The sequence below is a fragment of the Qipengyuania huizhouensis genome (assembly GCF_019711635.1).
Lineage (GTDB): Bacteria > Pseudomonadota > Alphaproteobacteria > Sphingomonadales > Sphingomonadaceae > Qipengyuania > Qipengyuania huizhouensis.
In genome coordinates this window covers 69,209-94,434 of the sequence record NZ_JAIGNT010000002.1, presented here as the reverse complement: position 1 = coordinate 94,434, position 25,226 = coordinate 69,209, and the positions used below count along the sequence as shown (strand labels likewise).

The 25,226-nt window shown below is 58.6% G+C and carries 30 protein-coding genes; 18 read left to right on the top strand and 12 right to left on the bottom strand.

The features are described 5' to 3' along the window. Position 1 precedes the first annotated feature (1 nt). The 5 genes from K3180_RS02935 to K3180_RS02915 all read left to right on the top strand — a co-directional run bounded on the left by K3180_RS02935 (position 2) and on the right by K3180_RS02915 (position 2,886). Positions 2-259 (top strand): RNA-binding S4 domain-containing protein, encoded by a 258-nt coding sequence (locus K3180_RS02935; RefSeq protein ID WP_221538180.1) that lies wholly within the window; start codon positions 2-4, stop codon positions 257-259. Positions 260-311: 52 nt separating this feature from the next. After that, a complete protein-coding gene (gene fdxA / locus K3180_RS02930) occupies positions 312-650 on the top strand; it encodes a ferredoxin FdxA (protein WP_221538179.1) in 339 nt (112 codons plus the stop codon). 394 nt (positions 651-1,044) lie between these two features. Next, a complete protein-coding gene (locus K3180_RS02925; protein WP_221538178.1) occupies positions 1,045-1,578 on the top strand; it encodes a CarD family transcriptional regulator in 534 nt (177 codons plus the stop codon). Between the two features lie 136 nt (positions 1,579-1,714). Beyond that, a complete protein-coding gene (locus K3180_RS02920; RefSeq protein ID WP_221538177.1) occupies positions 1,715-2,503 on the top strand; it encodes a head GIN domain-containing protein in 789 nt (262 codons plus the stop codon). Positions 2,504-2,598: 95 nt separating this feature from the next. After that, complete coding sequence (locus K3180_RS02915) at positions 2,599-2,886, top strand: hypothetical protein (protein ID WP_221538176.1); 288 nt, start codon at positions 2,599-2,601, stop codon at positions 2,884-2,886. On the opposite strand, the gene K3180_RS02910 is transcribed toward K3180_RS02915, so the two are convergent. After that, positions 2,883-3,821 (bottom strand): L-threonylcarbamoyladenylate synthase, encoded by a 939-nt coding sequence (locus K3180_RS02910; RefSeq protein WP_221538175.1) that lies wholly within the window; start codon positions 3,819-3,821, stop codon positions 2,883-2,885. The two genes, K3180_RS02915 and K3180_RS02910, sit on opposite strands and share 4 nt — an antisense overlap. Positions 3,822-3,867: 46 nt before the next feature. Here K3180_RS02910 and K3180_RS02905 point away from each other — a divergent pair, with 46 nt between their 5' ends. Next, positions 3,868-5,607 (top strand): acyl-CoA dehydrogenase family protein, encoded by a 1,740-nt coding sequence (locus K3180_RS02905; RefSeq protein WP_221538174.1) that lies wholly within the window; start codon positions 3,868-3,870, stop codon positions 5,605-5,607. Here K3180_RS02905 and K3180_RS02900 read toward each other — a convergent pair. After that, entirely contained in the window at positions 5,604-7,055 is a 1,452-nt protein-coding gene (locus K3180_RS02900) for a PQQ-dependent sugar dehydrogenase (RefSeq protein WP_221538173.1), read from the bottom strand. The genes K3180_RS02905 and K3180_RS02900 overlap by 4 nt on opposite strands. 76 nt (positions 7,056-7,131) lie before the next feature. Between K3180_RS02900 and K3180_RS02895 the strand changes: the two genes are divergently transcribed. After that, entirely contained in the window at positions 7,132-7,614 is a 483-nt protein-coding gene (locus K3180_RS02895) for a GAF domain-containing protein (protein ID WP_221538172.1), read from the top strand. Positions 7,615-7,617: 3 nt separating this feature from the next. Here the strand turns inward: K3180_RS02895 and K3180_RS02890 are convergent, their stop codons facing one another. The 6 genes from K3180_RS02890 to K3180_RS02865 form a co-directional block, all read right to left on the bottom strand. Beyond that, a complete protein-coding gene (locus tag K3180_RS02890; RefSeq protein ID WP_221538171.1) occupies positions 7,618-8,559 on the bottom strand; it encodes a ParB/RepB/Spo0J family partition protein in 942 nt (313 codons plus the stop codon). Next, positions 8,556-9,344 carry a ParA family protein gene (locus K3180_RS02885; RefSeq protein ID WP_221538170.1) on the bottom strand — a complete coding sequence of 263 codons (789 nt, stop codon included), beginning with the start codon at positions 9,342-9,344 and terminating at the stop codon, positions 8,556-8,558. Before K3180_RS02885 ends, K3180_RS02890 begins: the two co-directional genes overlap by 4 nt. 2 nt (positions 9,345-9,346) lie before the next feature. Next, positions 9,347-9,973 carry a 16S rRNA (guanine(527)-N(7))-methyltransferase RsmG gene (rsmG, locus tag K3180_RS02880; protein WP_221538169.1) on the bottom strand — a complete coding sequence of 209 codons (627 nt, stop codon included), beginning with the start codon at positions 9,971-9,973 and terminating at the stop codon, positions 9,347-9,349. Further along, a complete protein-coding gene (gene mnmG, locus K3180_RS02875) occupies positions 9,970-11,823 on the bottom strand; it encodes a tRNA uridine-5-carboxymethylaminomethyl(34) synthesis enzyme MnmG (RefSeq protein ID WP_221538168.1) in 1,854 nt (617 codons plus the stop codon). The genes rsmG and mnmG overlap by 4 nt, the downstream gene beginning before the upstream one ends. 74 nt (positions 11,824-11,897) lie before the next feature. Continuing rightward, positions 11,898-13,172, bottom strand: coding sequence for a tRNA uridine-5-carboxymethylaminomethyl(34) synthesis GTPase MnmE (gene mnmE, locus K3180_RS02870; RefSeq protein WP_221538167.1), 1,275 nt, complete (start codon positions 13,170-13,172; stop codon positions 11,898-11,900). 13 nt (positions 13,173-13,185) lie between these two features. Next, a complete protein-coding gene (locus tag K3180_RS02865; RefSeq protein ID WP_221538166.1) occupies positions 13,186-13,449 on the bottom strand; it encodes a DUF6489 family protein in 264 nt (87 codons plus the stop codon). Between the two features lie 98 nt (positions 13,450-13,547). Between K3180_RS02865 and K3180_RS02860 the strand changes: the two genes are divergently transcribed. Genes K3180_RS02860 through K3180_RS02850 form a run of 3 tightly spaced genes read left to right on the top strand, consistent with a single transcriptional unit; the run spans position 13,548 to position 16,257 of the window. Continuing rightward, positions 13,548-14,243: a dienelactone hydrolase family protein gene (locus tag K3180_RS02860; protein ID WP_221538165.1), complete on the top strand. Its 696-nt coding sequence runs from the start codon at positions 13,548-13,550 to the stop codon at positions 14,241-14,243. After that, positions 14,243-15,868, top strand: coding sequence for an FMN-binding glutamate synthase family protein (locus tag K3180_RS02855; protein ID WP_425594514.1), 1,626 nt, complete (start codon positions 14,243-14,245; stop codon positions 15,866-15,868). Before K3180_RS02860 ends, K3180_RS02855 begins: the two co-directional genes overlap by 1 nt. Further along, on the top strand, positions 15,856-16,257 hold the full coding sequence (locus K3180_RS02850; protein WP_221538163.1) for a nuclear transport factor 2 family protein: 402 nt from the start codon (positions 15,856-15,858) through the stop codon (positions 16,255-16,257). Before K3180_RS02855 ends, K3180_RS02850 begins: the two co-directional genes overlap by 13 nt. Here the strand turns inward: K3180_RS02850 and K3180_RS02845 are convergent. The 4 genes from K3180_RS02845 to hemE all read right to left on the bottom strand — a co-directional run bounded on the left by K3180_RS02845 (position 16,252) and on the right by hemE (position 19,716). Then, complete coding sequence (locus tag K3180_RS02845; RefSeq protein WP_221538162.1) at positions 16,252-16,776, bottom strand: AAA family ATPase; 525 nt, start codon at positions 16,774-16,776, stop codon at positions 16,252-16,254. The two genes, K3180_RS02850 and K3180_RS02845, sit on opposite strands and share 6 nt — an antisense overlap. 13 nt (positions 16,777-16,789) lie before the next feature. Continuing rightward, on the bottom strand, positions 16,790-18,055 hold the full coding sequence (gene rho / locus K3180_RS02840) for a transcription termination factor Rho (protein ID WP_221538161.1): 1,266 nt from the start codon (positions 18,053-18,055) through the stop codon (positions 16,790-16,792). Between the two features lie 160 nt (positions 18,056-18,215). Continuing rightward, positions 18,216-18,659, bottom strand: coding sequence for a CopD family protein (locus tag K3180_RS02835; protein ID WP_221538160.1), 444 nt, complete (start codon positions 18,657-18,659; stop codon positions 18,216-18,218). 31 nt (positions 18,660-18,690) lie between these two features. Then, a complete protein-coding gene (hemE, locus tag K3180_RS02830) occupies positions 18,691-19,716 on the bottom strand; it encodes a uroporphyrinogen decarboxylase (protein ID WP_221538159.1) in 1,026 nt (341 codons plus the stop codon). A gap of 373 nt (positions 19,717-20,089) precedes the next feature. Between hemE and K3180_RS02825 the strand changes: the two genes are divergently transcribed. The 8 genes from K3180_RS02825 (at position 20,090) to K3180_RS02790 (ending at position 25,120) form a co-directional block, all read left to right on the top strand. Continuing rightward, on the top strand, positions 20,090-20,881 hold the full coding sequence (locus tag K3180_RS02825) for a pyruvate, water dikinase regulatory protein (protein ID WP_247710262.1): 792 nt from the start codon (positions 20,090-20,092) through the stop codon (positions 20,879-20,881). Then, positions 20,878-21,474 (top strand): Maf family protein, encoded by a 597-nt coding sequence (locus K3180_RS02820; RefSeq protein ID WP_221538158.1) that lies wholly within the window; start codon positions 20,878-20,880, stop codon positions 21,472-21,474. Before K3180_RS02825 ends, K3180_RS02820 begins: the two co-directional genes overlap by 4 nt. After that, positions 21,471-22,322: a shikimate dehydrogenase gene (locus tag K3180_RS02815; protein WP_221538157.1), complete on the top strand. Its 852-nt coding sequence runs from the start codon at positions 21,471-21,473 to the stop codon at positions 22,320-22,322. Before K3180_RS02820 ends, K3180_RS02815 begins: the two co-directional genes overlap by 4 nt. Then, a complete protein-coding gene (gene coaE, locus K3180_RS02810) occupies positions 22,319-22,933 on the top strand; it encodes a dephospho-CoA kinase (RefSeq protein ID WP_221538156.1) in 615 nt (204 codons plus the stop codon). Before K3180_RS02815 ends, coaE begins: the two co-directional genes overlap by 4 nt. A gap of 30 nt (positions 22,934-22,963) precedes the next feature. Further along, entirely contained in the window at positions 22,964-23,653 is a 690-nt protein-coding gene (dnaQ, locus tag K3180_RS02805) for a DNA polymerase III subunit epsilon (RefSeq protein WP_221538155.1), read from the top strand. A gap of 77 nt (positions 23,654-23,730) precedes the next feature. Then, positions 23,731-24,303: a ribosome hibernation-promoting factor, HPF/YfiA family gene (hpf, locus tag K3180_RS02800; protein ID WP_221538154.1), complete on the top strand. Its 573-nt coding sequence runs from the start codon at positions 23,731-23,733 to the stop codon at positions 24,301-24,303. Between the two features lie 20 nt (positions 24,304-24,323). Next, the gene (locus tag K3180_RS02795) at positions 24,324-24,782 is read left to right on the top strand and encodes a PaaI family thioesterase (protein WP_221538153.1); all 459 of its coding nucleotides are present in this window, start codon (positions 24,324-24,326) and stop codon (positions 24,780-24,782) included. Continuing rightward, positions 24,779-25,120, top strand: coding sequence for a DUF1491 family protein (locus K3180_RS02790; RefSeq protein WP_221538152.1), 342 nt, complete (start codon positions 24,779-24,781; stop codon positions 25,118-25,120). Before K3180_RS02795 ends, K3180_RS02790 begins: the two co-directional genes overlap by 4 nt. Positions 25,121-25,226 lie beyond the last annotated feature (106 nt).

The window sequence follows — 25,226 nt, the reverse complement described above, 5'->3', positions numbered from 1 at the left end:
CTTGCGGATCGACCGTCTGCTCTGCTTCCTGCGGTTCGTGCGCACCCGCAGCGCGGCTCGCAAGCTTATCGAAGAAGGCCATATTCGCCGCAATGGCGAGCGCGTCCGGCGCGCCAGTCGCGATATCGCAGCGGGGGACGTACTCACCCTGCCTATCGGTGGCAGCGTGCGTCTGGTGGAGGTGGTCACCCTCCCCGAACGGCGTGGCCCGCCGCGTGAAGCGCAGGAATGCTATCGGGAACTTGACCCCGGCGCATGAATAGCCATAGCAGCGCTCGAACAACATTATTCTCACGAGGGACCCACACCCCATGACCTATGTCGTCACCGACGCCTGCATCAAATGCAAATACACCGACTGCGTCGAGGTCTGCCCGGTCGATTGCTTCTATGAAGGCGACAATATGCTCGTCATCAACCCCAGCGAATGTATCGATTGCGGCGTGTGCGAACCCGAGTGTCCGGCCGAAGCAATTCTGCCCGATACGGAAGACAATCTCGAAAAATGGCTCGAGCTGAACACCAAGTTCAGCGCCGAATGGCCCAACATCACTCAGAGCAAGGCTCCGCCGGAAGATGCCGACGAGCATAAGGGCGAAGAAGACAAGTACGAGAAGTACTTCAGCGCAGAGCCCGGCGAAGGCGACTGATTGCTGATCCTTTAGTTTCGGATTTCAAACGTGCTTGGGCGACCGGCAACGAAGACATATTCCTCTGATCGCCCCAGTATCCTCGGTCCTGTGCTGACAATCTGGCTGTAAGTCAGCTCGTTGATACTGCTGCCCGCGGCGGAGTTTGTGGCTGGGAAGGGGAGCTCGAACGAGCCTCCGCAAGACAGTCACGCCATAGACTCGCAATAATCGCCAGGTTGTGCTATATAATGCAACAACTGCACCGGTTGCCGCCGGGCAGATGTGAGAATTGAAAGGGCCGTACACCCCCACAACGATACAGGAAGACCGCCGCCGCGTAATCGAAGGTGAGACGCGGTAAAGCTTCTTGTGTCGCTGATTTCCCCCTCGGCCCCGACGAAAGGATTGATGCATGGCGAGCAAGGCAGACGCCTTCGACGTTGGCGATTATGTTGTCTACCCCAAGCACGGCGTGGGCCGTGTCATCGAACTGCAGAGCGAAGAAATCGCAGGTATGCAGCTCGATCTCTATGTCCTCCGCTTCGAGAAAGAGCGCATGACCTTGCGCGTTCCGGTCAACAAGGTCGAATCGATTGGCATGCGCAAGCTGTCGAGCGACAAGACCCTGAAAGAGGCGATGGAAACGCTCAAGGGCAAGCCCAAGGTCAAACGCACCATGTGGAGCCGCCGCGCGCAGGAATATGAAGCGAAGATCAATTCGGGCGAGATCGTGCTGATTGCCGAAGTTACGCGCGACCTCTTCCGCCCCGACGATCAGCCCGAGCAGAGCTATTCGGAGCGCCAGATCTTCGAGGCGGCTTCCAGCCGCCTCGCCCGTGAACTGGCTGCGATGGAGAAGACCGACGAGCCGACAGCGCTCGAAAAGATTCTCGACGTTCTTCGTGAACATGCGCCGCAATATTACGAGAACACCGAAGAAGCCTGATCGGCCAAGCGCCATTAGCACTCGACAAAGGGGCCGCTCCGCAAGGGGTGGCCCCTTTGCTTTGGGTTGAAGTAGATCTATGGCTGTATTATATCACCAATACGGTAACTGGATTGTCGAGCAGGAAGGAAGAAAAATGCTTCACAAGGTTCTCAAGGGCGTGGCTCCGCTGGCGGCATTGGTTGCCGGCGTCCTCCCCGCCGGATGCAATGGCAATATAACAATAGGCGATAGCGAGGGCGTGCCGCTCGCCGAGCTCGACACAAGTGGTGCACCACCCACCAAGCTGGTGCTGGCGGGGCCCGATAATGTGGTCGTCAGTGAAGGGCCGGGCCTCGACATCGATGTCTCGGGTGACCAGAAAGCAGTCGACGCGCTGCGCTTCACGCTCGACGATGGTGCGCTAGGCGTGATGCGAGACAAGAATGCGGACAAAAGGATCGGTAGCGCCACGGTAAGGGTCACCATGCCGAGCCTCAACTCCATCGTCATGGCAGGCTCGGGCGAAATCGAGGCCGATTCGCTGAGCGGAGAGACTGAGGTAACCATTGCCGGTTCGGGCCGTGCGAAGGTGGCCAAGGTCACTGCGACCAAGCTCGATCTCACCATTGCCGGATCGGGTGAGTTCGAAGCGTCCGGCGCTGTCGAGAACCTCGATCTGACGATCGCCGGATCGGGCGCAAGCAAGATGGCAGGATTGCAGGTCGAGCGGGCTGATATCTCTGTCGTCGGCTCTGGTGATGCCGAGTTCGCATCGGATGGCAAGGTCGATGCCAACATCATGGGATCCGGAAGCGTGACGGTGGAAGGCAGCGCCGATTGCACTGTCCAGGCGATGGGTTCGGGCAGGTTGCGCTGCCGTGCAGCAGCTCAGCCCGCCGACACGCGGGAAGCGCCGCAGCCGCCCGAAAATGCCGATGGCTGATTAATCGACGAATCATCCCTCATGGTTTAGGCGGCGCATTGAAAGGAATTCCAATGCGCCGCCTTGCCATTTTTGCCGCCCCTATATGCGCATCGATGCTAGCGGGCTGTCTGGGTACCGTGGCCGATGTCGTTACTGCTCCGGTCAAGGTGGCAAGCAAAGGGGTCGATCTGGCTACCACGAGCCAGTCCGAAGCAGACGAAAAGCGGGGTCGGGAAATCCGGCGGCGCGAAGAACGGCTCGCCAAGCTCGAGCGAGAGTATGACAGGCAACTCGCCGAATGCCAGGATGGCAACCGCCGCGCCTGTGACGAAGCGACAGGGACCTATGCGGAAATGCAGCAAATCATCCCGACTATCCCGGTAGAGCCCGAAGGCAATTAATCCGGCGGCGTTGCGGCACGTCGCAAGCGATCGTTGATGGCCCTTCCAATGCCCTTATCCGGAACGGGCGCCACGGCGATACGTCGCTTTTGCGAAGCAGCCCCCAGATGAAGACAGCCATATAGGCGTGACGCTGCTTCTTCCAGTGAACCTGATGGCGACAGCGAACAATCGCCGCTAACCTCTCCGTATCCGATAAAAAATTCGTCGCTCGCAGCCCTATTGGCGTCGAGGCGGAGGGGCTTGCCCGGTGCATAGTGGCTGGCCAATTGGCCTGGTGCTTCAATCATACCCCTGGCGGCAGCCCCACCGGTTCCTGAGGTGAGCTCGATCGGTCCGGGCCGCAGGACCTGTGTCGAACCGTCACCGCGTACCGCCACAATGGTCGATTCCAAACCTGCCGAGCATATCCCGCCATCGATGACGCCATCGATTCGCCCCTCGAGGGAGGACAAGACATGCTGTGCGCTCGTAGGGCTGATATAGCCGCTGCGATTGGCCGACGGGGCTGCAAGCGGAAAGTCGACGAGTGCCAATATTTCTCGCATTACCGGATGGTTCGGTACACGAAGTGCCACCGTTTCGAGGCCTGCCGTTATTGCAGCCGCCAATCTGGCGTCACGGCGGCGGGGCAGGACGAGCGTCAGCGGTCCTGGCCAATGCGCGTCGGCCAATGCATCGGCCTGGGGGGAGAATTCGGCGATAGTGGAAGCCGCCCGCCTGGAAGGAACGTGGACGATCAATGGGTTGAAGCTCGGCCTTCCCTTGGCTTCGTAGATTTTTGCGACGGCAATGTCGGAATCGGCACGGGCGGCGAGTCCATATACGGTTTCCGTGGGCACAGCTATCAATCCGCCTGCACGCAGGATCTCCGCGGCATGCCCTATGCCACCTTTGTCCGCTGCAAGCGTTTCCGTAGCGTATTTGCCGCTCATGCCTGCGCGCTATATCTGCGGGCTAAGAAAGCCAAGAGGATTACCCGTGACCTATACTCCTGCCACCAAGGACCAGCTGCTCGCCATTCGCGTGAATGCAGGGATCGAAGAACTCGCCAAGAGTGAAAAATTTGCAGCTGCCGAATCTGACATGGTCGATGCAATCGTCGAAGGGGTGGGACAATTCGCAGCAGGCGAATTCGCGCCCTTGAATCGGCTTGGCGACCTGGAGGGGGCGAAGCTCGAGAACGGGGCGGTGCGGCTGCCTGACGGCTTTGCGGAAGCTTATGCGCACTATGTCGAGCAGGGCTGGAACGCGATCGCATCACCCAGCGAGTTCGGCGGACAGGGCCTGCCCTTCACACTCGCCTGCAACGTGCTGGAAAACCTCGGCACGGCCAACATGGCGTTCAACCTGCTTCCTATGCTCAGCGTCGGAGCGATCGAAGCGCTCGAGCATCACGGATCGGAGGAGCTGCAGCAGAAATATCTTCCAGATCTGGTCAGCGGCAAATGGTCGGGCACGATGAACCTGACCGAGCCGCAGGCAGGGTCCGACGTCGGCGCGCTTCGCACCACAGCGAAACCGGTGACCGAAGGGGAGAATGCCGGCAAATACCTGATCAAGGGACAGAAAATCTATATCACCTGGGGTGAGCATGAGCTCGCAGAGAACATCATCCACCTCGTGCTCGCCCGCCTTCCAGACGCGGCCGAAGGAAGTCGCGGAATTTCGCTGTTCATAGTACCCAAATATCATGTGAAGCCTGACGGCTCTCTCGGCGCACGCAACGATCTTCGGAGTGTCAGCCTCGAGCACAAACTCGGAATAAACGCCTCACCAACATGCGTGATGAGCTATGGGGACAATGACGAGTGCATCGGGGAACTGGTCGGCGCGGAGAATCGCGGACTCGCGGCCATGTTCACCATGATGAACAATGCGCGTATCAATGTCGGCAATCAGGGCGTTCAGATTGGCGAGAGAGCCACACAACAAGCGCTCGATTACGCAAAGGAACGGGTCCAGTCGGCCCGGGCCGGGTCACCGGACAAAGCGTCAGTTGCAATTATTGAGCATCCGGATGTCCGGCGCATGTTGCTGCGCATGAAGGCGCTTACCGAAGGTGCACGTGCCCTACTCTATTATACCGCTGGCCAGGTCGATCGCGGGGTGCTGGGGGATGATCTTGCGCGGGCACGTGGCGAAGTCCTGACGCCGCTCATCAAGGCATGGGGTACCGATATCGGTATCGAAGTGGCAAGCCTTGGCATCCAGGTTCATGGCGGAATGGGGTTCATCGAAGAGACCGGAGCTGCACAGCACTGGCGTGATTCCCGAATTGCCCCGATTTACGAAGGCACGAACGGCATCCAGGCCGCCGATCTCGTGACCCGCAAGCTGGGGCTTAACGGCGGCGAATCACTGATTGGCCTGACCGAGGATATCGCGCGCGAATGTGCCGACGAACCGACACTCTTTGCCCTTGCCGGAGACTGCGCGGTAGTGGCGAAATGGATGCGAGAGGACGCCAGCCTGGATGATCGTCTCGCAGGTAGTGTGCCCTTCTGCACCATGCTCGCTGTCGCGACAGCGGGGTGGCAGCTGCTCAGACAGTTGAATGTGGTTCAGCAAACCGAAGCTACGGCGCTCGCCAAGAGCAAGTCTGCCACGGTGCGTTTCTTTCTCGATAGAATCGTTCCCGAGGCCGCCGGCCTCAAGGCCTCGGCGATTGCCGGTAGTGCAGGACTCTACGAGATCGAGACCGAGGCCCTGTTCGTTTAATTTTCCGGCACAATACGAGCGTAGTCGTCCTCGCCGAAGGACGCTTCCTGCCCCCGCAGTTCGCGTTGCGGGGGAAGACGGCGACCGGTCACACGCTCGATATCCGGCTGGGGCGTAGCTCCGGGGGCGGAAACTCGCCAGATGATCCCGGCGGTATCGTCGCTGACGAGCAATGAACCGTCACCTGCCCATTCGACCCAGGTCGGGCGTCCGCGTGTGTCGCCATTGTCTTTGAGAAAGCCGCCGAGGACCGGAATCGGTTGGCCGACGGGATTGCCACGCTCATCGAAGGCGACATACACGACGTCATAGCCCGAAGGCGGTTTGCGATTCCACGAGCCGTGGCGGGCGATGAACGCGCCGCTTGAGAACTTCTCGCCCAGCGCCGCGCCGCTTTTGCTGAAAACGAAGCCGAGCGCCGCCACGTGGGGCCCGAGAGAATATTCGGGACGGCGCACATAGCTGATGTACTGGGGGACCGGGTAATCAACCCGGCGGTCGTAATTGTCGCCCCAGTAGATCCATGGCCAGCCATATTGCGCGCCGACGGGTACATTGGTCAGATAATCGGGTACGAGATCGGAACCGAGCATGTCGCGCTCGTTCACCGTCGTCCAAAGTTCGCCCGACCATGGGCTGAAATCGAGTCCATTGGGATTGCGCAGACCGCCAGCAAACTGACGCATGCTGCCGCTTTCAAGATCGATTTCCCAGATCAGGGCACGGCCATCTTCGGCTTCCATGCCCTTGTCTGCGATATTGGTATCGGAACCCACTGCGACATAAAGCCTGCCTCCATCAGGATGGAGTTCGAGATTGCGCATCCAGTGGCCACCGGCTGGGGCAAGATCGGCCACCTTTCGTGGCTCGGAAGTTACTGCCCCAGCACCCAAATCATAATCAAATGCGAGCACCTCGTCGTGATTGGCGACGTAAAGCGTACCGTCCTCCCAAGCCAGGCCCGAGGGTGAATCCATCCCGTCGAGAAGAATGCGCCGGGCTTCCGCCCGTCCGTCTCCGTCGGCATCGCGCAGCAGCACTACCTGATTGGCTGAGGGACCCGTGGCACCCGCCTTGGTCATCAGCTTGTCGGCGATCCAGCCCATGATGCCGCCACCGCCCTGGCTGGGCGAACGGGTGAGCGAAACAAGAATATCGCCATTCGGAAGCGCGTAGAGCGTTCGCGGATGATCCAGGCCCTCGGCGAAGCGATTGACCGAAAGTCCCTCTGCTGCGTCCGGAGCTTCGCCTTGCCCCCAACCGACCGGGTCGGCAATCGCCACAGTCGGAAAGGTTTCGGCATCCGGCTCGTCCAGCGTAGGGTCGACCCCGGTCACCTCGTCCATGGGCAATTCGGCCGTATCGCCCCGTGTCACGACGAAGGCGAATATCCCGAGTATGACGATCAGGATGAGAAGGGCGATGCCCAGCTTCTTGAGAATGCTCATGGGTTGGGAATAGGCTAGCATCGCCCCTCTCGCAACGCCCCTTGCGTTGCTGTTCGATGTACCTAGATCGTCTGCCATGTTCGATTTCCGACCCGTAGGCGATTGCCCCAAGCCCGATGCCTATCGCCAGCTGCACGACGCAGCCGAGGCCCTTACCTCCGACGAACCCGATGGTGTCGCGAATATGGCCAATATCGCTGCACTATTGTGGGATTTCCTGCCCGACACCAACTGGACGGGTTTCTACCGTATGGTCGGAGGTGAACTGGTGCTTGGACCATTCATAGGCCGGCCGGCTTGCATTCGCATCCCGCTGGGCAAGGGCGTGTGCGGTACGGCTGCTGCCGAAGGTGAAACGCAGCTAGTGGAGGATGTGCACGCTTTCCCCGGCCATATTGCCTGTGATTCGGTCACCAACTCCGAACTTGTAGTGCCTGTCTTGCGTGACGGTGACGTCGTGGCGGTGATCGATCTCGATAGCCCCTTGAAGGCGCGCTTCGACGAGGATGACCGCCAAGGAATTGAAAGGCTTGCCGAGATTATCTCGAACCGGATCTGAAGATCAGATATCGCCGCCGGTCAAGCGCTGGCAAATAAGGTCAAGCTGGTCGAGCGTGCGATAGCCGATCGTTACCGTACCATTGCCTGGCGCGCCCTCGGTCTTGATCCTCACGGGCAGACCGAGAAATTCCTCCAAATGCCCCTGTACCGCAGCAATATCGGCATCGTCGGATGCGTCAGTGATTGACGTGGAAGCTGTGCCGCGGGATTTCTTCGGTCTTTCGCCGCGCGCCAACTTCTCCACCTGGCGGACCGACAAATTATCATTCACCGCCTTATGGGCGATATCTGCAGCCTGGTCGTTTCCGATCAATGGACGTGCGTGACCCATTGAAAGCCTGCCGTCGGCGAGCATATCGAGCACTTCATCGGGCAGAACGAGGAGGCGCTGGAAGTTTGCGACGTGGCTTCGTGATTTATCGACGAGTTGGGCGATTTCGGCCTGCGTCATACCCTCATCTTCGGCAAGCTTCTGATAAGCCCGGGCTTCTTCAAGAGGGTTGAGATCTTCGCGCTGGAGGTTTTCGATCAGGGCCAGCGCCATGATTTCGCGCTTTTCGAGGTCGCGGACGATCGCGGGGATCGTGTGGAGCCGCGCGCGCTGCGCAGCACGCCAACGGCGCTCGCCAGCGACAAGCTGATAGCGCCCCGCCCCCTTTGGCGTGACGATAATGGGCTGGATTACGCCGCGCTGGGCGATCGAAGCGGCAAGCTGATCAAGGGTTTCGTCGTCGAATCGTGTGCGCGGCTGTCCGGGTAGCGGCGAAATATTCGCAATCGGAATATCGGTTAGGCCAGTGCCTGATGGTGCCGAGGCAGGATCCGGCAACTGATTGCTATCGTTACCATTTTCCCGAACCAAGGGCTCTTCACGCTGGATTTCGCCCATCAACGCGCCGAGACCACGGCCAAGTTTCTTTTTGCGATCGATGGCAGTGCTCATGCTGCTTTCCTCTGTTCGGGCAAACGTCCGATAAGCTCACGCGCAAGCCCTATATAGGCACGGCTACCGGGACAATTATGGTCATATATTAGGGCCGGCATGCCGTGGCTGGGCGCCTCCGACAGCCGGACATTTCGCGGAATAACGTTTTCGAACACGAGCTTACCAAGGCAATCGCGCACATCGTCGGCCACCTGGTCGGTCAAGCGATTGCGGCGGTCGAACATGGTCAAAGCGATCCCGACTATACCCAAGTCCGGATTGAAGCGCTGCTGAACTCGTTCTACCGTCTGAAGGAGTTGGCTGAGGCCCTCGAGCGCAAAAAACTCGCATTGCAGGGGAACCATCAGCGTGTCTGCGGCACCAAGTGCGTTGAGGGTCAACAATCCCAAAGACGGCGGGCAATCGATAAAGGCGATATCGTAATCGGTGAAACCGGCTTGCTGCGCGCCAAGCGCCTTCTGCAGACGATGGGTGCGATCGTCGACAGAAACCAGCTCAACTTCGGCACCTGACAGGTCCTGGGTTGCAGGGACAATCTCAAGGCCGGGTATTTCCGTCTTCTGCGCAGCCTGTGCGAGCGTGGCGTCGCCCAGCAGCAAGTCGTATGTGGTATATTCCCGCGCGGAATTTTCGATGCCAAGTCCGGTGGACGCATTGCCTTGGGGATCGAGATCGATCAGCAATGTCTTCCAACCGGAAGCCGCCATAGCTGTGGCGATATTGATCGCGGTCGTGGTTTTCCCCACTCCGCCCTTCTGGTTTGCAATCGCAATTGTGATCATACTTACGCCTCCACCTTGCCTTGCCCGAGAACGATTCCCGCATCCCGGTCGGTGATCGATTGTTCCACGTGGAACATCTTCCGTAGCTTACGCGGCAGTTCATCCACTTCCTGCGCTGCGGAACGGCCTTTGGGCAACACCCAATACGTCCGCTCTGTGGAGAAGCGTGCGGATAAAGTGAGCAGTTTGGGCAAAGGGGCGAACGCTCGCGCTGAGATTACCGCCGCTTTTCGCGTTTCGACATGCTCCAGACGCTTTCCCTCGATTTCACAGTTCGGAAGGTCAAGCTTCACCTTCATCGCCTCAAGCCATTCAATCCTGCGTCGGCGCGATTCGATCAGGATAGTCGGCTCATCGCGCCTCAGGATCGCCAGGACAAGACCGGGAAAGCCGGCACCGCTCCCCAGGTCGAACCATGCCCCGCGCGTTTCACGTGGAACATACCGCATGAGCTGTGCCGAGTCGGCGAAGTGACGAACCCACACTTCCTGCAATGAAGCTCGTGAAACCAGGTTTTGCTTCTCATTCTCTGAACGCAATTCAGCGGCAAGCAATTCAAGCCTTTCGATGGCATCAGACGGACCAAGTTCGTTGAGGGTGGCGCGTGCTTGTTCTTCACTAAATGTCACGCCGCCTGTTCCTTCAGGCGACGCGCATGGACGAGGAGCGCGGCAAGTGCGGCAGGTGTAATGCCCGGAATTCGTCCTGCTGCCGAGAGTGTCTCGGGCTGAGCTTTGGAGAGACGCTCGACCATTTCGTTAGAGAGGCCGGGAACACGCCCATAAGGAAAGTCGGATGGCAGTCTTAGTCGTTCTCCTGCTTTCAAATCCTGGAGTTCTGCGTCCTGCCGTAACAAGTACGGTTCATAGATGGCATCCTCGACCATCTCTATCGTCAGCGCATCCAGAGGATCGATGCCCGTTACAATATCCGCTAGCTCATCGATTGCGATCTGCCCCCCACGAAGCCAATCGCGAACCTTTTGAGATCCTCGGTCGGCTTTCGCCTTTAGGCCCCCCTCGATAAGAGCATTGGCATGCAATTCTTGGTTAAGCTGGGTATCGATCGACGCGCGACGTGCTTCACGCTCGGCAAACCAAGCCGCCCGCTCGGGACCAACCAGCCCTGCTTCTATCCCTAGTCTCGTCAGACGGGTATCCGCATTGGCGGCACGGAGGCGCAAACGGTATTCGGCCCTTGCCGTCAACATTCGATAGGGTTCGCTGACGCCCTGTAAGGTAAGATCGTCGACCATAACGGCAATGTAGGAATTGGCGCGGTCGAGGCCGAGAGGTTCGCGCCCCGACACCTTGGCCGCAGCATTCATCCCGGCGACCAGCCCCTGAGCAGCGGCCTCCTCATAGCCCGTGGTTCCATTAATCTGACCCGCACAATAGAGGCCGGGAATAGCTCGCAGCTCAAGGCTGTGCCGGAGTGCGCGGGGATCTATGTAATCATATTCGACCGCGTAGCCCGGTACTGCCATCTCGACCCGCTCCAGCCCCTTCATTGCGCGTAGCATCTCATGCTGAACATCGACAGGAAGCGAAGTACTGATGCCATTGGGATAAACCAGGTGCGTGCCCAGCCCTTCCGGCTCCAGGAATATTTGATGCCCCTCACGATCCCCGAAGCGATGGATTTTGTCTTCGATCGAGGGGCAGTATCGCGGACCCGCGGCCCCGATGGCCCCTGAGAAAAGCGGCGAGCGGTCAAGATTGGCGCGAATAATATCATGCGCCTTCTGGTTCGTCCGTGTAATGGCGCAGAACACTTGTGCGTTCACTCGGCCGCTGGAGATCGAGGACATGGTCCAGGTTTCTCCATCTGAAGGCTGCTCTTCGAGTGCGGCCCAATCGATGGTTCGTCCATCCAGGCGCGGCGGTGTGCCGGTCTTAAGGCGCGCCATTGGAAGGTCGGCTTCTCGCAGCTGGGACGCCAGAACGCGGGCCGCACCCTCTCCGACCCTCCCGCCCTCGAACCTCTCCTCGCCCCGAAACAAGGTGCCTCCCAGAAAAGTACCGGTGCAAAGCACTACGGCAGAACTCGCGAGGGTATTTCCATCCGCCAGTCGAACGCCACGGATCGAACCACCTTTGATCGACAGCGACGCCGCTTCACCTTCAACCAGGATCAATTTGTCTTGCCTCGAGACGATCTCTTGAACGGCTCGGTGGAACAACGCTCGGTCGGCTTGGACTCGAGGCCCCCAAACCGCACTTCCCTTCGACCGGTTGAGCATTCGATAGTGAATCGCCGCCGCGTCTGCAGCGCGGCCAATGACCCCATCGAGTGCATCGACCTCCCTTACGAGATGACCCTTCCCCAAACCGCCGATTGCCGGATTGCAACTCATCGCACCGATTTTGGATAGGTCGAAACTTACCAGTGCCGTCTTGCACCCCATCCTCGCGGCGGCACAAGCAGCCTCGACGCCAGCATGTCCGCCGCCGACAACGATAATATCGAAACTCTGCATGCTCGCGCCGATACCGCAAAGCACCAATCGTTCAAAGGCCAATCAGTGTTCCACGTGGAACATCGGGCAGTTCTCTACTTCCCGATACAAAAGCGTCCAAACAGGGCGTCGAGCATATCTTCGGTCGAGTGGCGTCCCAAGAATCTGTCCAATTCCAGCCGCGCAATTCGCATGCGCTCGGCGGTGAGCAAGGCATCATCCCCGGATTCGACCCCTTGAATAGCCGTCAAGGCATTGGATAGCGCCGATGACTGTCTGGAATTGAGCGCGGCTTCACCCGGTTGAGGAAGTATGCTTTTGGCCTGAGAAATGAGGCCTTCAATAAGATTACTGACCCCAGAACCAGTTACGGCCGAAACTTCATAATCGGCAGTCGCTTTTGAGCTGGCCTGGAGATCCGATCTCGCTGCGATCTCGATCGCGCCCTCTGGCCCCTCCCCTTCTTCGCCGAGCCAGAGAACGATGTCGGCGCGCTCAACCTGAGCCCGCGCACGATCAATACCAATCCGCTCAATCTCTCCAGCGCCATCTTCCCGCAAGCCCGCCGTATCGACCAAAACGAACGGGACGCCGCCTAGCGCAACTGGCCGCTCGATAACATCACGGGTGGTCCCCGCTTCCGCAGACACGATCGCCGCTCCTTCGTCCAAAAGAGCATTGAACAGAGAGGACTTACCTGTGTTCGGCGGTCCGGCGAGAACGACCCTTACCCCGTCCCGCAATCGCTCTGCTCGTGGAGCATTCAATGCAGCAATCCATTCCTCAAGGAGTTCGGAAAGTTCCACGTGGAACATATCGGGCAATATGCCCACGTCATCTTCGTCCCCGAAATCGAGCTGCGCCTCAACCAATGCGGACAGGCTAAGCAGGCGGGAACGCCAATCTTCCACTTTTGCAGATAAACCGCCGCTTGCCGCGGATTGCGCGGCTCGCCGCTGCAATTCAGTTTCAGCAGAAAGCAAATCGCCGAGCCCCTCTGCCTCGGCAAGATCAATTACCCCATTAGCGAAAGCCCGTCGTGTGAATTCGCCGGGTTCGGCGCGGCGCAATCCGTCCATAGCGGCAAGCTCGCATTCTATGGCGGAGACGACAGCCCTACCTCCGTGACAATGCAATTCGGCAAGATTTTCTCCTGTTGCGGTACGAGGGCCAGGAAACCAAAGCACTAATGCGCGGTCCAGCATCCTTCCGTCTGTCGACCGTAAGGAGCGCAGACTCGCCTTTCGCGCCTCAGGCAACGCCCCGGCCAAACGCATCACTGCTGCATCCGCACATGGCCCGCTAATCCGAACGACTGCGATGGCGGCAGGTGGCGCCCCGCTCGAAAGGGCGAAAATCGTGTCGGCCATGATCGAATCGAGATCAGTCGTCGGTTGGGTCAGGCTTCTTGCCTTGAGCCTTTGCTGCGTTGGCGCCTTCCATGAAACTCTGGAACAGCTTGAATCCGGCCTGCCCCATCGGTGCAAGCTGCTTCGCATATTCCTGCAATTGGTCGGTGTTCGAAACGCCCTTCATAGCTTTCGACATCATATCGACATAAACATCATTCGCTTTGCCCACATCGGGCAGGCCCATGAAGGTCCGCGCCTCCTCCGGCGTACAATCGATCTCGATATGGACCTTCATCGCGTTTCCTCCGTTGTGTCTCGTGTTCGCACTATCTGGGTTTGCCAAGGAAACCGCACAAGGGCTAGGCTCAAACTACGGCAAGGGAGAACGACTGAATGAGCGAAATCGTCAGGCTGGACACGCTGGACAAGAAAAACGGCTTCAACGCCTATGTAGCCCGTCCCCAAGGTAAACCGAAAGCCGCTATCGTAGTCATCCAGGAGATTTTTGGGATTAATGCGGGCATCCGCTGCAAATGCGACAAGCTGGCCGAAGAAGGATATCTCGCCGTCGCCCCGGACCTGTTCTGGCAGTTCGAGGACGGCATCGAACTTGACCCCGATATCGAAGCCGAAATGCAGAAGGCGTTCGACCTCTTCGGCAAGTTCGATCAGGATCAAGGCATTCGCGACATAGAGGCGGCGATCAAATGGGCGCGCAGCCAGGGTTGCCGGAAGGTAGGCGCAGTGGGGTACTGCCTCGGAGGGCGTCTGGCTTATATGACATCTGCCCGAACAGACAGCGATGCAACGGTCGGGTATTACGCCGTGGGAGTGGACAGTCTGCTTCACGAGAAACATGCAATCGCCCACCCCCTGATGCTGCACATTCCGACCGAAGACGGTTTCGTAGACAAGGACACGCAGAAGGCCATGCACGAGGGACTGGACAATCACCCAAAGGTCACGCTGCACGATTACGAAGGTCTGGATCACGGCTTCGCGACAGAATTCGGGAAGCGCCGCAACGAAGAGGCAGCTAATTTGGCGGATAGCCGCACAGCAGAATTCTTCGCCGAGCATCTCGCTTGATCCCGAACAAGGCGAAGTGGCGCGATTCCGCAGAGTTACTGGTCCGTTTCGGCGTACCGATCAGCCTGCTCGCGCTTTCGTTGCTCTTCGTTTCAACAGGTTGGCTGCGTTGGGCGCTTGTTGTCACCCTACCGCTTCTGCTGATCGCAATTTGGGATTTCTTTCAACGTAAACATACGCTTAGGAGGAACTATCCACTTCTGGCGCGTATCCGCTGGATCATGGAAGATCTGCGGCCATTCGCCCGCGCGTATGTTGTCGAAGGCGATCTTGAGGGACGTCCCTTCAATCATGATGAGCGCAGCCTCGTCTATGCCCGCGCCAAGGGCCAGCTGGATTCTCATCCTTTCGGTACCGAACTCGATGTCTATTCCGAAGAATATGAATGGCTTGCCCATTCGATCATACCAAATGAGCAAGCCCCCACGGAATGGCGAGTAAACGTTGGATCCAGCCAGTGCTCGCAGCCCTACTCGGCTTCGCTCTTGAATATCTCCGCCATGAGCTTCGGTTCGCTTTCCGCAAATGCAATCATGGCTCTCAACAAAGGTGCCGCAGTCGGGGGGTTTTACCACGATACCGGCGAAGGCGGGCTGTCACGATACCATCGTTCGCATGGTGGTGATCTGGTCTGGGAAATAGGGAGCGGCTATTTCGGCTGCAGAAATTCGGACGGATCATTCAATCCGGAAAAATTTGCCGAGACTGCGAGCGATCCGCAGGTCAAGATGGTCGAGATCAAGCTCAGTCAGGGTGCGAAGCCCGGTCACGGCGGGGTGCTCCCCGGTCCGAAGGTCACCCGCGAGATCGCCGAAGCTCGGGGAGTTCCTATCGGACGTGACGTGGTGTCTCCCGCCGCACATTCAACCTTCTCGACCCCGATCGGACTACTCGAATGGGCAGTCCAGCTACGCCAGATGTCCGGCGGCAAACCTGTCGGCATCAAGCTCTGCGTAGGGAAACCTCACGAGGTATTCGCCCTCTGCAAGGCGATGATCGAAACCGGCATCAGGCTAGATTATATTGTCGTCGACGGCGCCGAAGGCGGCACCGGTGCAGCTCCTGTCGAATTTTCCAACCGCGTCGGCATGCCTCTGCGAGAAGGGCTGATACTGGTCCGGAATGCACTCGTCGGAACAGGGCTCAAGGACGAGATCAAGATTGCTGCGGCAGGTAAGGTCCATTCGGGCGCCGGATTGGCCATGAATTTCGGGTTGGGGGCCGACTGGTGCAATGCCGGCCGCGCTTTCATGTTCGCTCTGGGCTGCGTTCAGTCGATGCAATGCCATACCGACCGCTGCCCTACTGGAATCACGACCCAGGATGCGACTCGCCAGCGGGGCCTCGTAGTACCTACCAAAACGGAACGCGTCGCGCGCTTCCAGCGACACACCCTCCATGCGCTTCGCGAAATGGTAGTCGCCATGGGTTTGGACAATCCATGGCAGATAGAGCCGTGTCATATCTCGGAACGGCAGAACTCCGCCCGTAGCGATACGATCGACAATATCTACGGATTCATTGAAGATGGACAGCTCGTTTCCGATCCCGAATCTACCCAATATGCGCGGGATTGGACAGCCGCCCAGGCACATAGTTTCGGAGAGGCGATATGTCGGCAGTAAAGGGACTGGAACGCTGGCACACTGTGATCGGAAACGGGAGCAGGCCCGCAGAACTCGCCGCTATTATCCGCGAAGATGCGGTATTCCACTCGCCGGTGGTGCATACGCCGCAACAAGGCCGCGACCTCGTGGTCGCTTATCTATCGGCCGCAGGACAGACGCTTGGCAATAACAGTTTCACCTATGTCCGTGAATTGGTGGATGGCGAAAGCGCGTTGCTCGAATTCACTACGGTGATCGACGGTATACACATCAACGGGATCGACCTGATCCGCTTTGACGAAGACGGAATGATCTCCGATTTCAAGGTGATGGTGCGTCCTCTGAAGGCGGTGAACAAAGTCTGGGAGCAGATGGCAGCCATGCTCAAGACGATGAAAACATCATAACCGGTCAACGATGAATGAAGCACGATCCGATGGCGAAACCAACGGCAAATCAACGATATCGTAGCCATAGCACCGCCAGGCACGGGACACTGCTTCGTCACTCGCAATGGCTTCGTCCCAACCTTGGATGCGTTCTTCGTCGGTCGAATAGATCGCCTCCCAAGGCGACGCCCTGAATACCGGCCCGTCGAACCGCAATTCGCGGCATGTCCAGTCGATCCGGTTAGACACAGGGAGGCCTTCAACCCATAGAAATCCGACAATATCGGCGAATCCGCGATCGAACACGATCGGTCCTGAATTGTCACCGCAATCCCAAGCCATTAGCTGTGCGTCCAACATAGCTTCCGCAAAACCCGTTGGGTCGTCTCGCCGCAATTCCATGCCGCCGCTCCGCTTGAGAATGGAGCGGGCAACTTCGGGGATGACGGAAAAGCCGCGCCTGCCAAGTTCGGCCAACACAGTCGATTTGCCCGCGCCGGGAGCACCCGTGATGACAGCTTTCCGGACGGCAGGCAACGCGACGGGAGCTTTACTGGTTCATCGTCGCGAAGAAGTCCTCGTTGGTCTTGGAATCCTTCATCTTGTCGAGGAGGAATTCCATCGCATCGATCGTACCCATCTGCATGAGGATACGACGCAGGACCCACATCTTCGAGAGCTGATCCTTGCCTACGAGGAGTTCCTCCTTGCGAGTGCCGCTCTTGCCGACATCGAGCGCCGGGAAGATACGCTTGTCGGCGACCTTGCGATCGAGCACGATTTCGCTGTTGCCGGTGCCCTTGAACTCTTCGAAGATCACCTCGTCCATGCGGCTGCCGGTATCGATCAGCGCGGTGGCGATGATCGAGAGGCTGCCGCCTTCTTCGATATTGCGCGCAGCGCCGAAGAAGCGCTTGGGCCGCTGCAGCGCGTTGGCATCAACACCGCCGGTCAGCACCTTGCCCGAAGACGGCACCACGGTGTTGTAAGCACGGCCAAGACGGGTAATCGAATCGAGCAAGATCACCACGTCATGCTTATGTTCGACGAGACGTTTGGCTTTCTCGATTACCATTTCGGCGACCTGGACGTGACGGTTTGCGGGCTCGTCGAAGGTCGAGGAGATCACCTCTCCCTTCACGCTTCGCTGCATGTCGGTGACTTCTTCCGGGCGCTCGTCGACGAGCAACACCAGCAGAAACACTTCGGGATGATTGTCGGTGATCGCCTTGGCGATATTCTGAAGCAGCACCGTCTTACCGGTACGTGGAGGGGCCACGATCAGCGCACGCTGGCCCTTGCCCTGCGGCGAGATGATGTCGATTACGCGGGCCGACTTGTCCTTGACAGTCGGGTCGAGCGTATCGAGTGACAGCTTCTCGTCCGGATAAAGCGGCGTGAGGTTGTCGAAATTGGTCCGGTGACGAACTGCGTCCGGATCGTCGAAATTGACCTTGTAGAGCTTGGTCAGGGCAAAATAGCGCTCGCCTTCCTTCGGCGCGCGAATCTCGCCTTCGACCGTATCGCCGGTGCGAAGGCCCCATTTACGCACCTGATTGGGCGAAACGTAGATATCGTCGGGCCCGGCAAGATAGTTCGCTTCCGGGCTGCGCAGGAAGCCGAAACCATCCTGAAGCACCTCGATCGTGCCGATGCCCATGATCTTTTCTTCGTATTCCTCGTCTTCCGCGAGTTCGCGGAGGATGCAGAACATGAGGTCCTGCCGGCGCATGGTCGAGGCGCCTTCTACACCCAGCTCTTCGGCCATCGCCACAAGATCTGCAGGTGCTTTTTCTTTCAAGTCCTTGAGATGCATTATTTTTCTCGAATTCAAATGTGTGGAATGGCCGACAGGTCGTATGGGCTTGGAGAAAGCGGACCTGGCCCAGTCCGATAGACGGGGCCTCTAGCCGGTAGGTGTGCTTCGAATAATTAGGCGTGCAGCAGACGTCAATCGGCAAACGACGAGTGGTTGGTCAGAAAGGCTTTACGACGACGAGAACCACGATCAGCGCAAGCAATATCCCGGGCACTTCGCCCCACATGCGCAATTGCTTTTCGCTCATTGGGCGTTCGCCCGCGATCATCTTCTTCGATTGCGCCACCATATAACCGTGGAAGCCGCTCAGGAGTATCACGAAGAGCAATTTGGCGTGCAGCCACCCCTCTCCCCACACCTGAAGCGTTTGTGCCAGCAGCAGGCCCAGGATCCACACCACGATGATACTGGGAGTGAGGATAATCTTGCGAAGAAGGCCCATGCGCTTGGCCCATAACTCCGTTTCGACCGATTTCGACTCAGCAGAATGGAGGTAAATCATCTGGCGCGGCAGCATGAACAAGCCCGCCATCCAGAAAACCATGAAGATGATGTGGCCCGCCTTGAGCCATAGATAGATCATGGAAAGCACATCCTGCATGCAGGCGATGTAGCGAAGCGGACCGGCATTTTCACCCCTCCCAGCCCCGTACCGCGGCGATCAGGCGTTCGACATGCTCGATCGGCGTATGACGGTCGATACCATGGCCCAGATTGAATACATGCGGGCGCTCGGCGAAAGCCTCGAGAATGGTTTGCACGCGCTTTTCGAGTTCCCCTGATCCGGCCAGCAGCAACAACGGATCGAGATTGCCTTGAACCGCCATGCTTTCAGGCAATTCTCGTGCGACCCAAACCGGATCTAGCGTCTCGTCCACTCCCACTGCCCCTACCCCGGTCTCGCGTGCATAGGCTGGCAATTTTTCGCCCGAACCCTTCGGAAAGCCGATTACCGGTGTGTCTGGATGCATTTCCGCCAACGCCGCCACGATCTGCGCATTGGGCGCGATGACCCAGCGTTCGAATTCATCGGGCGCGAGACTTCCGGCCCAGCTATCGAACAATTGAACAGCCTCGGCTCCGGCCGCAATCTGACCGGAGAGATAGGTGATCGTCTGCTCGACGACGGCATCGATAATCGCCTGCAGAGCGGCCGGGTCGCGATAGGCCAGCGCCCGCGCTTCGTGCTGGTCGCGGCTCCCCTCACCTGCCACCATATATGTCGCCACGGTCCAGGGACTTCCTGCAAAGCCCAGCATCGTTACCCCTTCGGGAAGTCGCTGGCGGCATAGACGCACGGTCTGGTAGATCGGTTCATAGCGCTCAGGGGCCCGGGCTAACTCGTCGAGCGAGGCATCGATCAGCCTGGGAGAAAGTTTGGGACCTTCACCGGCCTGGAATTCGAGATGCTGGCCGAGCGCATGCGGTACAATCAGGATATCCGAAAACAAGATCGCTCCGTCAAAACCGAAGCGATCGATCGGCTGAAGCGTAATCTCGCAAGCCGCCTCGCTGTCATAGGCCATCGCCAGGAATCCACCCTTTCGTTCCCGAAGCTCGCGATATTCGGGAAGATAGCGACCAGCCTGGCGCATGAGCCAGAGAGGAACCTGCGAAGAGCGCTTGCCGTTTAGCGTGTCGAGAAGGAGGCCGGGCATTCAGGAGTCCAATAATACTAAGTATATATAAGGTTTGATGGAGTCTGTTGGCCCTGTGGATATTGGGCACAACCGGCTCCTGCCCTATTTATCCCGGAGTTAAAAGGGCCGTGAACCGTGTTCCGAATCGCCGGAGTGCATGAGTCGAGTCAAACTTCTCCCCGATGTCCCCAGCCTTCGTAAAAATAGTGATTTGGTGTGCGGGAATCACCCCTTTGCCTGACTCGTAGTGGGTAGCAATTTCGTCCCCGAACTTGTCGGTAGACCTGTGCCGTGGTTTATCCCAAGGCTGTCCACACCCGCATGAGAGGCAATTATCCCCGACCGTATCCATCTCCACCTGCTCTCGGACAGTACCGGCGAAACTCTGGAGATGCTGGCGAAGGCAGCGTTGGCGCAGTTCGATGATGCCGATGTAGTACGCCATTTCTGGCCCATGGTCAGGAGCCGTCAGCATCTCGACCGTATTATACCGGAACTCAACGCCAATCCCGGGCTGGTTCTCTACACGCTGGTCAACCAGGAAGCGCGCACGAAATTGGAGGAAGTCTGCGCGCAGAACGGGTTGCCTGCAGTGCCTATTCTCGATCGCGTCACCGAGGCGCTCGAGAAGGCGCTGGGACAGGAGGCGCATGGTCGCCCTGGTCGCCAGCATCAAATGGACAAGGCCTATTTCGAACGGGTGGAGGCAATCCAGTTCACTATCGCGCATGACGATGGCATCGGCTGGGAAAACTGGGAGCAGGCCGACATCGTACTGGCGGGCGTTTCGCGAAGTTCGAAAACACCTACCAGCATCTACCTCGCCAATCGCGGCTACAAAGTTGCCAACATTCCTCTGGTGGTGGAAAGCCCGCCGCCTCCAAAGCTCTTCGAGCTGAAGAAGCCGCTCGTGGTCGGGCTTACCACCGCGCCCGAGCGGCTGGTGCAAATCCGGCGCAACCGTTTGCTGACGCTTAATGAAAAGACCAAGACATCCTATGTCGACAACCAGAAAGTAAAGGACGAGGTCGCTTTCGCGCGCCGGATGTTTGCGGACAATGGCTGGCCGGTGATCGATGTGACGCGCCGCTCCATTGAGGAAACGGCAGCCGCCATCATCCGTCTTCTCGGAGAGCGTAAATCGCGTGACGGCGATCTGTTCGAGGGAGTGAAAGCGATATGACTGATCTGTCGATCCGCAGTATTGTACTCGCATCCCAATCCGCCTCGCGCAAGGCGATGCTCACCGCCGCGGGCGTGGCCTTCGAAGCGGTAGGAGTCGATTTGGACGAGCGCAGGCTCGAAGCGGAGATGGAAGAGGCCGATCCCGCGGAAGTGGCGCAGGCGCTGGCTGCGGCCAAGGCTGTTGCTGTTACGGACGAGCGCCTTGTCCTGGGAAGCGATTCGCTGATCGAGGTGGACGGACAGCGGTTCGACAAGCCCGCCAGCCGCGAGCAAGCTGCCGAACACCTGCGCTTCTTCTCGGGCAAGGTGATGACGCTCCACAGCGCTGCAGCTCTGGCGAAGGATGGGAAGATCGGCTGGGTCGGCTCAGATTTTGCGCGGCTGCGGGTGCGCGAACTCTCGGAAGACTTCATCGAAGCCTATCTCGGCGCCGAATGGCCCGAAGTTTCCTATTGCGTCGGCGTGTTCCGGATAGAAGGGCCTGGAGTTCAATTGTTCGAAAGCGTCATGGGCGACCAGTTTACGGTGCTAGGAATGCCGCTGCTCCAGGTACTCGCCGCGCTTCGCGAAGAAGGCGTTCTCCGGACGTGACCGACTATGCGGAAGTGATAGGCGATCCGATTTCGCAGTCGAAATCGCCTGCAATTCACGGCTTCTGGATCGAGAAACTGGGACTCGATGCCAAGTATCGGGCTCACCATGTAACCGCTGAAGGTCTGGCCGATTATCTGGCCGCTCGCCGAGAAGATCCTGACTGGTGCGGGTGCAATGTCACCATGCCGCACAAGCAGAAGGTGATTCCGCTGATAAACCGGCTCGACAATGTGGCTGAACGAGTGGGTGCTGTGAACACGGTCCACCGGGCGAAAGACGGTGCATTGGTAGGGCGCAATACTGATGTTGCGGGATTCCTGGAGCCTTTGCGAGATCATCTTGCGCGCCAGCATTATTTCCGAATGGCGCGAGTGCTGGGGACAGGCGGCGCTGCGCGGGCAATCGTCGCCGGATTGGATGAAGCCGGCTTTACCATTGTGTTGACCGGCCGCGATCCGGAGAAAGCACAAGCGCTGCTGAATGAGTTGAGCGGAGGCGAGCATCACGTGGCGCCGCTGTCCCATTTCGCCGAGCCGACCGATTTCGCCTTCGACGACCGTGAAGGATGCTGCGATCTCGTGATCAACGCCAGCCCCCTTGGCATGCGCGGCCAGCCCCCGCTTGCATTCGATTGGAGCCATGCTCCGCCCGGCTCGATCGCCTATGACATTGTCACCGATCCCGTCGAAACCGATTTTCTCAAATCCGCACGAGAAACCGGGTTCGGGACCATCGACGGACTTTCCATGCTGATCGGGCAGGCCGCCGCAGCATTCGTGCATTTCTTCGGAGTTGAGCCGCCGCGCGAATTCGATACCGAGCTGCGGGAAAGGTTGGTTGCATGACCAAGCCGCTCATTGTGGGTCTCACCGGCTCCATCGGCATGGGGAAGTCGACCGTTGCCGCCATGTTCGAGGCGGCTGGCGTGCCGGTCTTCGATGCCGATGCCGAAGTGCGCGCGATGCAGGGCCCCGGGGGCAGTCTGGTTGAGGAAATAGAGGCTGCATTTCCCGGCAGCACCGGGAAAGAAGGCGTGCTGCGTGACAAGCTGGGGGATCAGGTTTTCGGTGACAAGCGGGCATTGGCCCGCCTTGAAGCGATCGTACATCCGGCGGTGGCCCGGAAGCGCGAAGCTTTCCTGTTCGAACATTACGGGACACCCTTCGTCGTCTTCGATATACCTTTGCTGTTCGAGAAGGGGGGACACAATGAGGTGGACCGTGTGGTGGTTGTCTCCGCCCCGGCCGAAGTCCAGCGCCGCCGAGTGTTGGCCCGGCCGGACATGACGACCGAAAAATTCGCCCACATCCTTTCACTCCAGATGCCGGACGCCGAAAAGCGCCAGCGTGCCGACCACGTCATCGATACCGGCCAGTCGCTGGCGGAAACCGAGCGCGAGGTCATTGCTCTTATCGATCTGCTGCGCAGGGAGATAGCTGGCGAACGGCTCTTGTAATCTTCGTCCGCGAGTCCGATAGATTAACCGATGCGTGAAATCGTTTTCGACACCGAAACCACCGGACTCGACCCGAAGACGGGCGATCGGATGGTGGAAATCGGCTGCGTGGAGCTGTTCAATCTCGTCCCCACCGGAAAAACCTATCACGCCTATTACAATCCGGAACGGGATATGCCCGCAGGCGCAGAGGCTGTGCATGGCCTTTCGAGCGCATTTCTTGCAGACAAGCCGCTGTTCCGGGACATCTTCCATGAGCTCCTCGAATTTATCGGGGATGCTCCGCTCATCGCGCACAACGCCGGGTTCGATTTCGGGTTTCTCAACGCCGAACTGGCGCTCTGCAAATGCGAGCCAGTCTGCATGACCCGGATGATCGATACCGTAGCCTTGGCCAAAAAACGCCATCCCGGAGCCAAGCTTTCGCTCGATGCACTCTGCACCCGCTATGGCATCGACCGCAGCCACCGCGTGAAGCACGGTGCCCTGCTCGATGCCGAGCTGCTCGCGCAGGTCTATGTCGAACTGAAAGGTGGGCGTCAGATTGGACTGGAACTTGCGGCCGAAGCGGTCGATCCAGTTACCACACAGGATTTGATCGCCGTGCGCAAAGCCCCGGAAGGGCCGCGGCGTGCACCGCGACCGCATGCTCCGACGGCTGAAGAACTTGTACGGCACAGGCAGTTCATGGCCGGGATCGAAAACCCTCTCTGGGGATAAGGTCATGGCCCTGCATTCCGTCCGGGCGGAGCCGGGCGAGAGGAAAAGCCGGGGCGCGATATAAGGAGAAAGACTTTATGGATATCCGTGTTTCGGGCCACCAGATCGACACCGGCGCAGCCTTGCAGACCCATGTCGAGGACCGAATGCAGGGCATCGTCGCGAAATATTTCAATCGCGCCATTTCGAGTAATGTCACTTTCGGCAAGGCGGCAGGCGGTGCTTTTTCTTCCGATATCGTCACGCACGTCATGCAGGGCCTGATCCTGAAGGGTCATGCCGAGGCACATGATGTCCATCAGGCGTTCGACCAGGCGGCAGCGAAGATCGAAAAGCAGCTGCGCCGTTACAAGCGCCGGATCAAGGATCGACATGAGCAGGCCGACCACGCTATGCGCGAACAGGAAGCCGCCTACACCATTTTCGCCGCTCCAGAGCCCGACAATGAGGACGAGGTCGAGCATGACAGCCCGCCAGTCATTGCCGAAACCAGTGCCATGATCCCGGAATGCTCGGTTGCGGATGCGGTCATGCTTCTGGATTTGCAGAATGCTAACGCACTGCTGTTCAAGAACGGGGCTACCGAGGTGCACAATATGGTTTACCGCCGTGCCGATGGTTCGATCGGCTGGGTCGAACCCCGCAGCTGATTAGGGATTCGAGAGGAAAGATGGGCGGAGCGTCAGGCAGCGGAGCCGAACTTCATTGGCGGGCGCTCGAAGGTCTTTATTCTTCCGCTCCGGTCAATGCACTTTTCGATTCGACGCTTGAGGTTACGGGCGAAGGCACGGCACGTATTACGTTCGAAGTCACCGAATCAGTCTATCATGCCGCCGGTGCGGCGCACGGTACCATCTATTTCAAGATGCTCGACGATGCGGCCTTCTATGCCGCAAACACGCTGGTGACCGACCGATTCCTCCTTACGACGTCGTTCAATCTCCACTTCACCAAGCCGGTACGCGAGGGGAAAGTCGTGGCGGAAGGGCGCTGGATCAGCGGTCGCCGCCGGGTCTTCGTTGCCGAATCGAAGCTCGTCGATGCCGAAGGGGAGGAAATCGGCCGGGGCACCGGGACTTTCATGAAATCCCGTATCCCGCTGTCGAGCTTGCCCGGATACGCAGCGTGACTGGTGATCAGAGGCTTCCGGCTCACCTTGAAGTCGCGGGATTGCTTAAACTTGTCCAAGCCCTCGGGGGTTTTGGAATGGTTTTGCAGAAGGGCGAACGTGATGCCGGAACGCTTGTGATATTAACCACAAATGGTGGCAAAAATACCCGCCTGTGGGAGCGGATGCCGCAGATGGATGGCTCCCGCACCTTCGTCTGCACTCGCGAACAAGACGAGGAAAACGCTCAAGAATTCTACGATTATATTGCCAGAAGGCAGCGTCAGGATTCGGATTGCTGGTTCATCGAACTCGATGGTCCCGAAGTGGAACGGTTGATAGATCCCGGCGCGCGTTAACTTGACACAGTTTCAAATGTGACTATTTGGCCCGCCAGCTTCGATGCGCAGGCGGTCGGGTTGGCAATGGTGTCGACGGACTAGCGCGCAGACGGGGAGCAAGCGG

Excerpts from the sequence above, each read along its gene's own strand:
- K3180_RS02820 (WP_221538158.1), top strand. The coding sequence starts at position 20,878 with ATGACTGATCTGTCGATCCGCAGTATTGTACTCGCATCCCAATCCGCC.
- K3180_RS02890 (WP_221538171.1), bottom strand. The coding sequence starts at position 8,559 with ATGAGCACTGCCATCGATCGCAAAAAGAAACTTGGCCGTGGTCTCGGC.
- K3180_RS02920 (WP_221538177.1), top strand. The coding sequence starts at position 1,715 with ATGCTTCACAAGGTTCTCAAGGGCGTGGCTCCGCTGGCGGCATTGGTT.
- K3180_RS02900 (WP_221538173.1), bottom strand. The coding sequence starts at position 7,055 with ATGAGCATTCTCAAGAAGCTGGGCATCGCCCTTCTCATCCTGATCGTC.
- hpf (WP_221538154.1), top strand. The coding sequence starts at position 23,731 with ATGGATATCCGTGTTTCGGGCCACCAGATCGACACCGGCGCAGCCTTG.
- fdxA (WP_221538179.1), top strand. The coding sequence starts at position 312 with ATGACCTATGTCGTCACCGACGCCTGCATCAAATGCAAATACACCGAC.
- K3180_RS02910 (WP_221538175.1), bottom strand. The coding sequence starts at position 3,821 with ATGAGCGGCAAATACGCTACGGAAACGCTTGCAGCGGACAAAGGTGGC.
- K3180_RS02795 (WP_221538153.1), top strand. The coding sequence starts at position 24,324 with ATGGGCGGAGCGTCAGGCAGCGGAGCCGAACTTCATTGGCGGGCGCTC.
- hemE (WP_221538159.1), bottom strand. The coding sequence starts at position 19,716 with ATGCCCGGCCTCCTTCTCGACACGCTAAACGGCAAGCGCTCTTCGCAG.
- K3180_RS02885 (WP_221538170.1), bottom strand. The coding sequence starts at position 9,344 with ATGATCACAATTGCGATTGCAAACCAGAAGGGCGGAGTGGGGAAAACC.
- K3180_RS02835 (WP_221538160.1), bottom strand. The coding sequence starts at position 18,659 with ATGCAGGATGTGCTTTCCATGATCTATCTATGGCTCAAGGCGGGCCAC.
- K3180_RS02895 (WP_221538172.1), top strand. The coding sequence starts at position 7,132 with ATGTTCGATTTCCGACCCGTAGGCGATTGCCCCAAGCCCGATGCCTAT.
- K3180_RS02860 (WP_221538165.1), top strand. The coding sequence starts at position 13,548 with ATGAGCGAAATCGTCAGGCTGGACACGCTGGACAAGAAAAACGGCTTC.
- K3180_RS02825 (WP_247710262.1), top strand. The coding sequence starts at position 20,090 with ATGCTGGCGAAGGCAGCGTTGGCGCAGTTCGATGATGCCGATGTAGTA.
- K3180_RS02850 (WP_221538163.1), top strand. The coding sequence starts at position 15,856 with ATGTCGGCAGTAAAGGGACTGGAACGCTGGCACACTGTGATCGGAAAC.
- K3180_RS02915 (WP_221538176.1), top strand. The coding sequence starts at position 2,599 with ATGCTAGCGGGCTGTCTGGGTACCGTGGCCGATGTCGTTACTGCTCCG.
- coaE (WP_221538156.1), top strand. The coding sequence starts at position 22,319 with ATGACCAAGCCGCTCATTGTGGGTCTCACCGGCTCCATCGGCATGGGG.
- K3180_RS02865 (WP_221538166.1), bottom strand. The coding sequence starts at position 13,449 with ATGAAGGTCCATATCGAGATCGATTGTACGCCGGAGGAGGCGCGGACC.
- K3180_RS02925 (WP_221538178.1), top strand. The coding sequence starts at position 1,045 with ATGGCGAGCAAGGCAGACGCCTTCGACGTTGGCGATTATGTTGTCTAC.
- mnmG (WP_221538168.1), bottom strand. The coding sequence starts at position 11,823 with ATGCAGAGTTTCGATATTATCGTTGTCGGCGGCGGACATGCTGGCGTC.
- mnmE (WP_221538167.1), bottom strand. The coding sequence starts at position 13,172 with ATGGCCGACACGATTTTCGCCCTTTCGAGCGGGGCGCCACCTGCCGCC.
- rho (WP_221538161.1), bottom strand. The coding sequence starts at position 18,055 with ATGCATCTCAAGGACTTGAAAGAAAAAGCACCTGCAGATCTTGTGGCG.
- dnaQ (WP_221538155.1), top strand. The coding sequence starts at position 22,964 with ATGCGTGAAATCGTTTTCGACACCGAAACCACCGGACTCGACCCGAAG.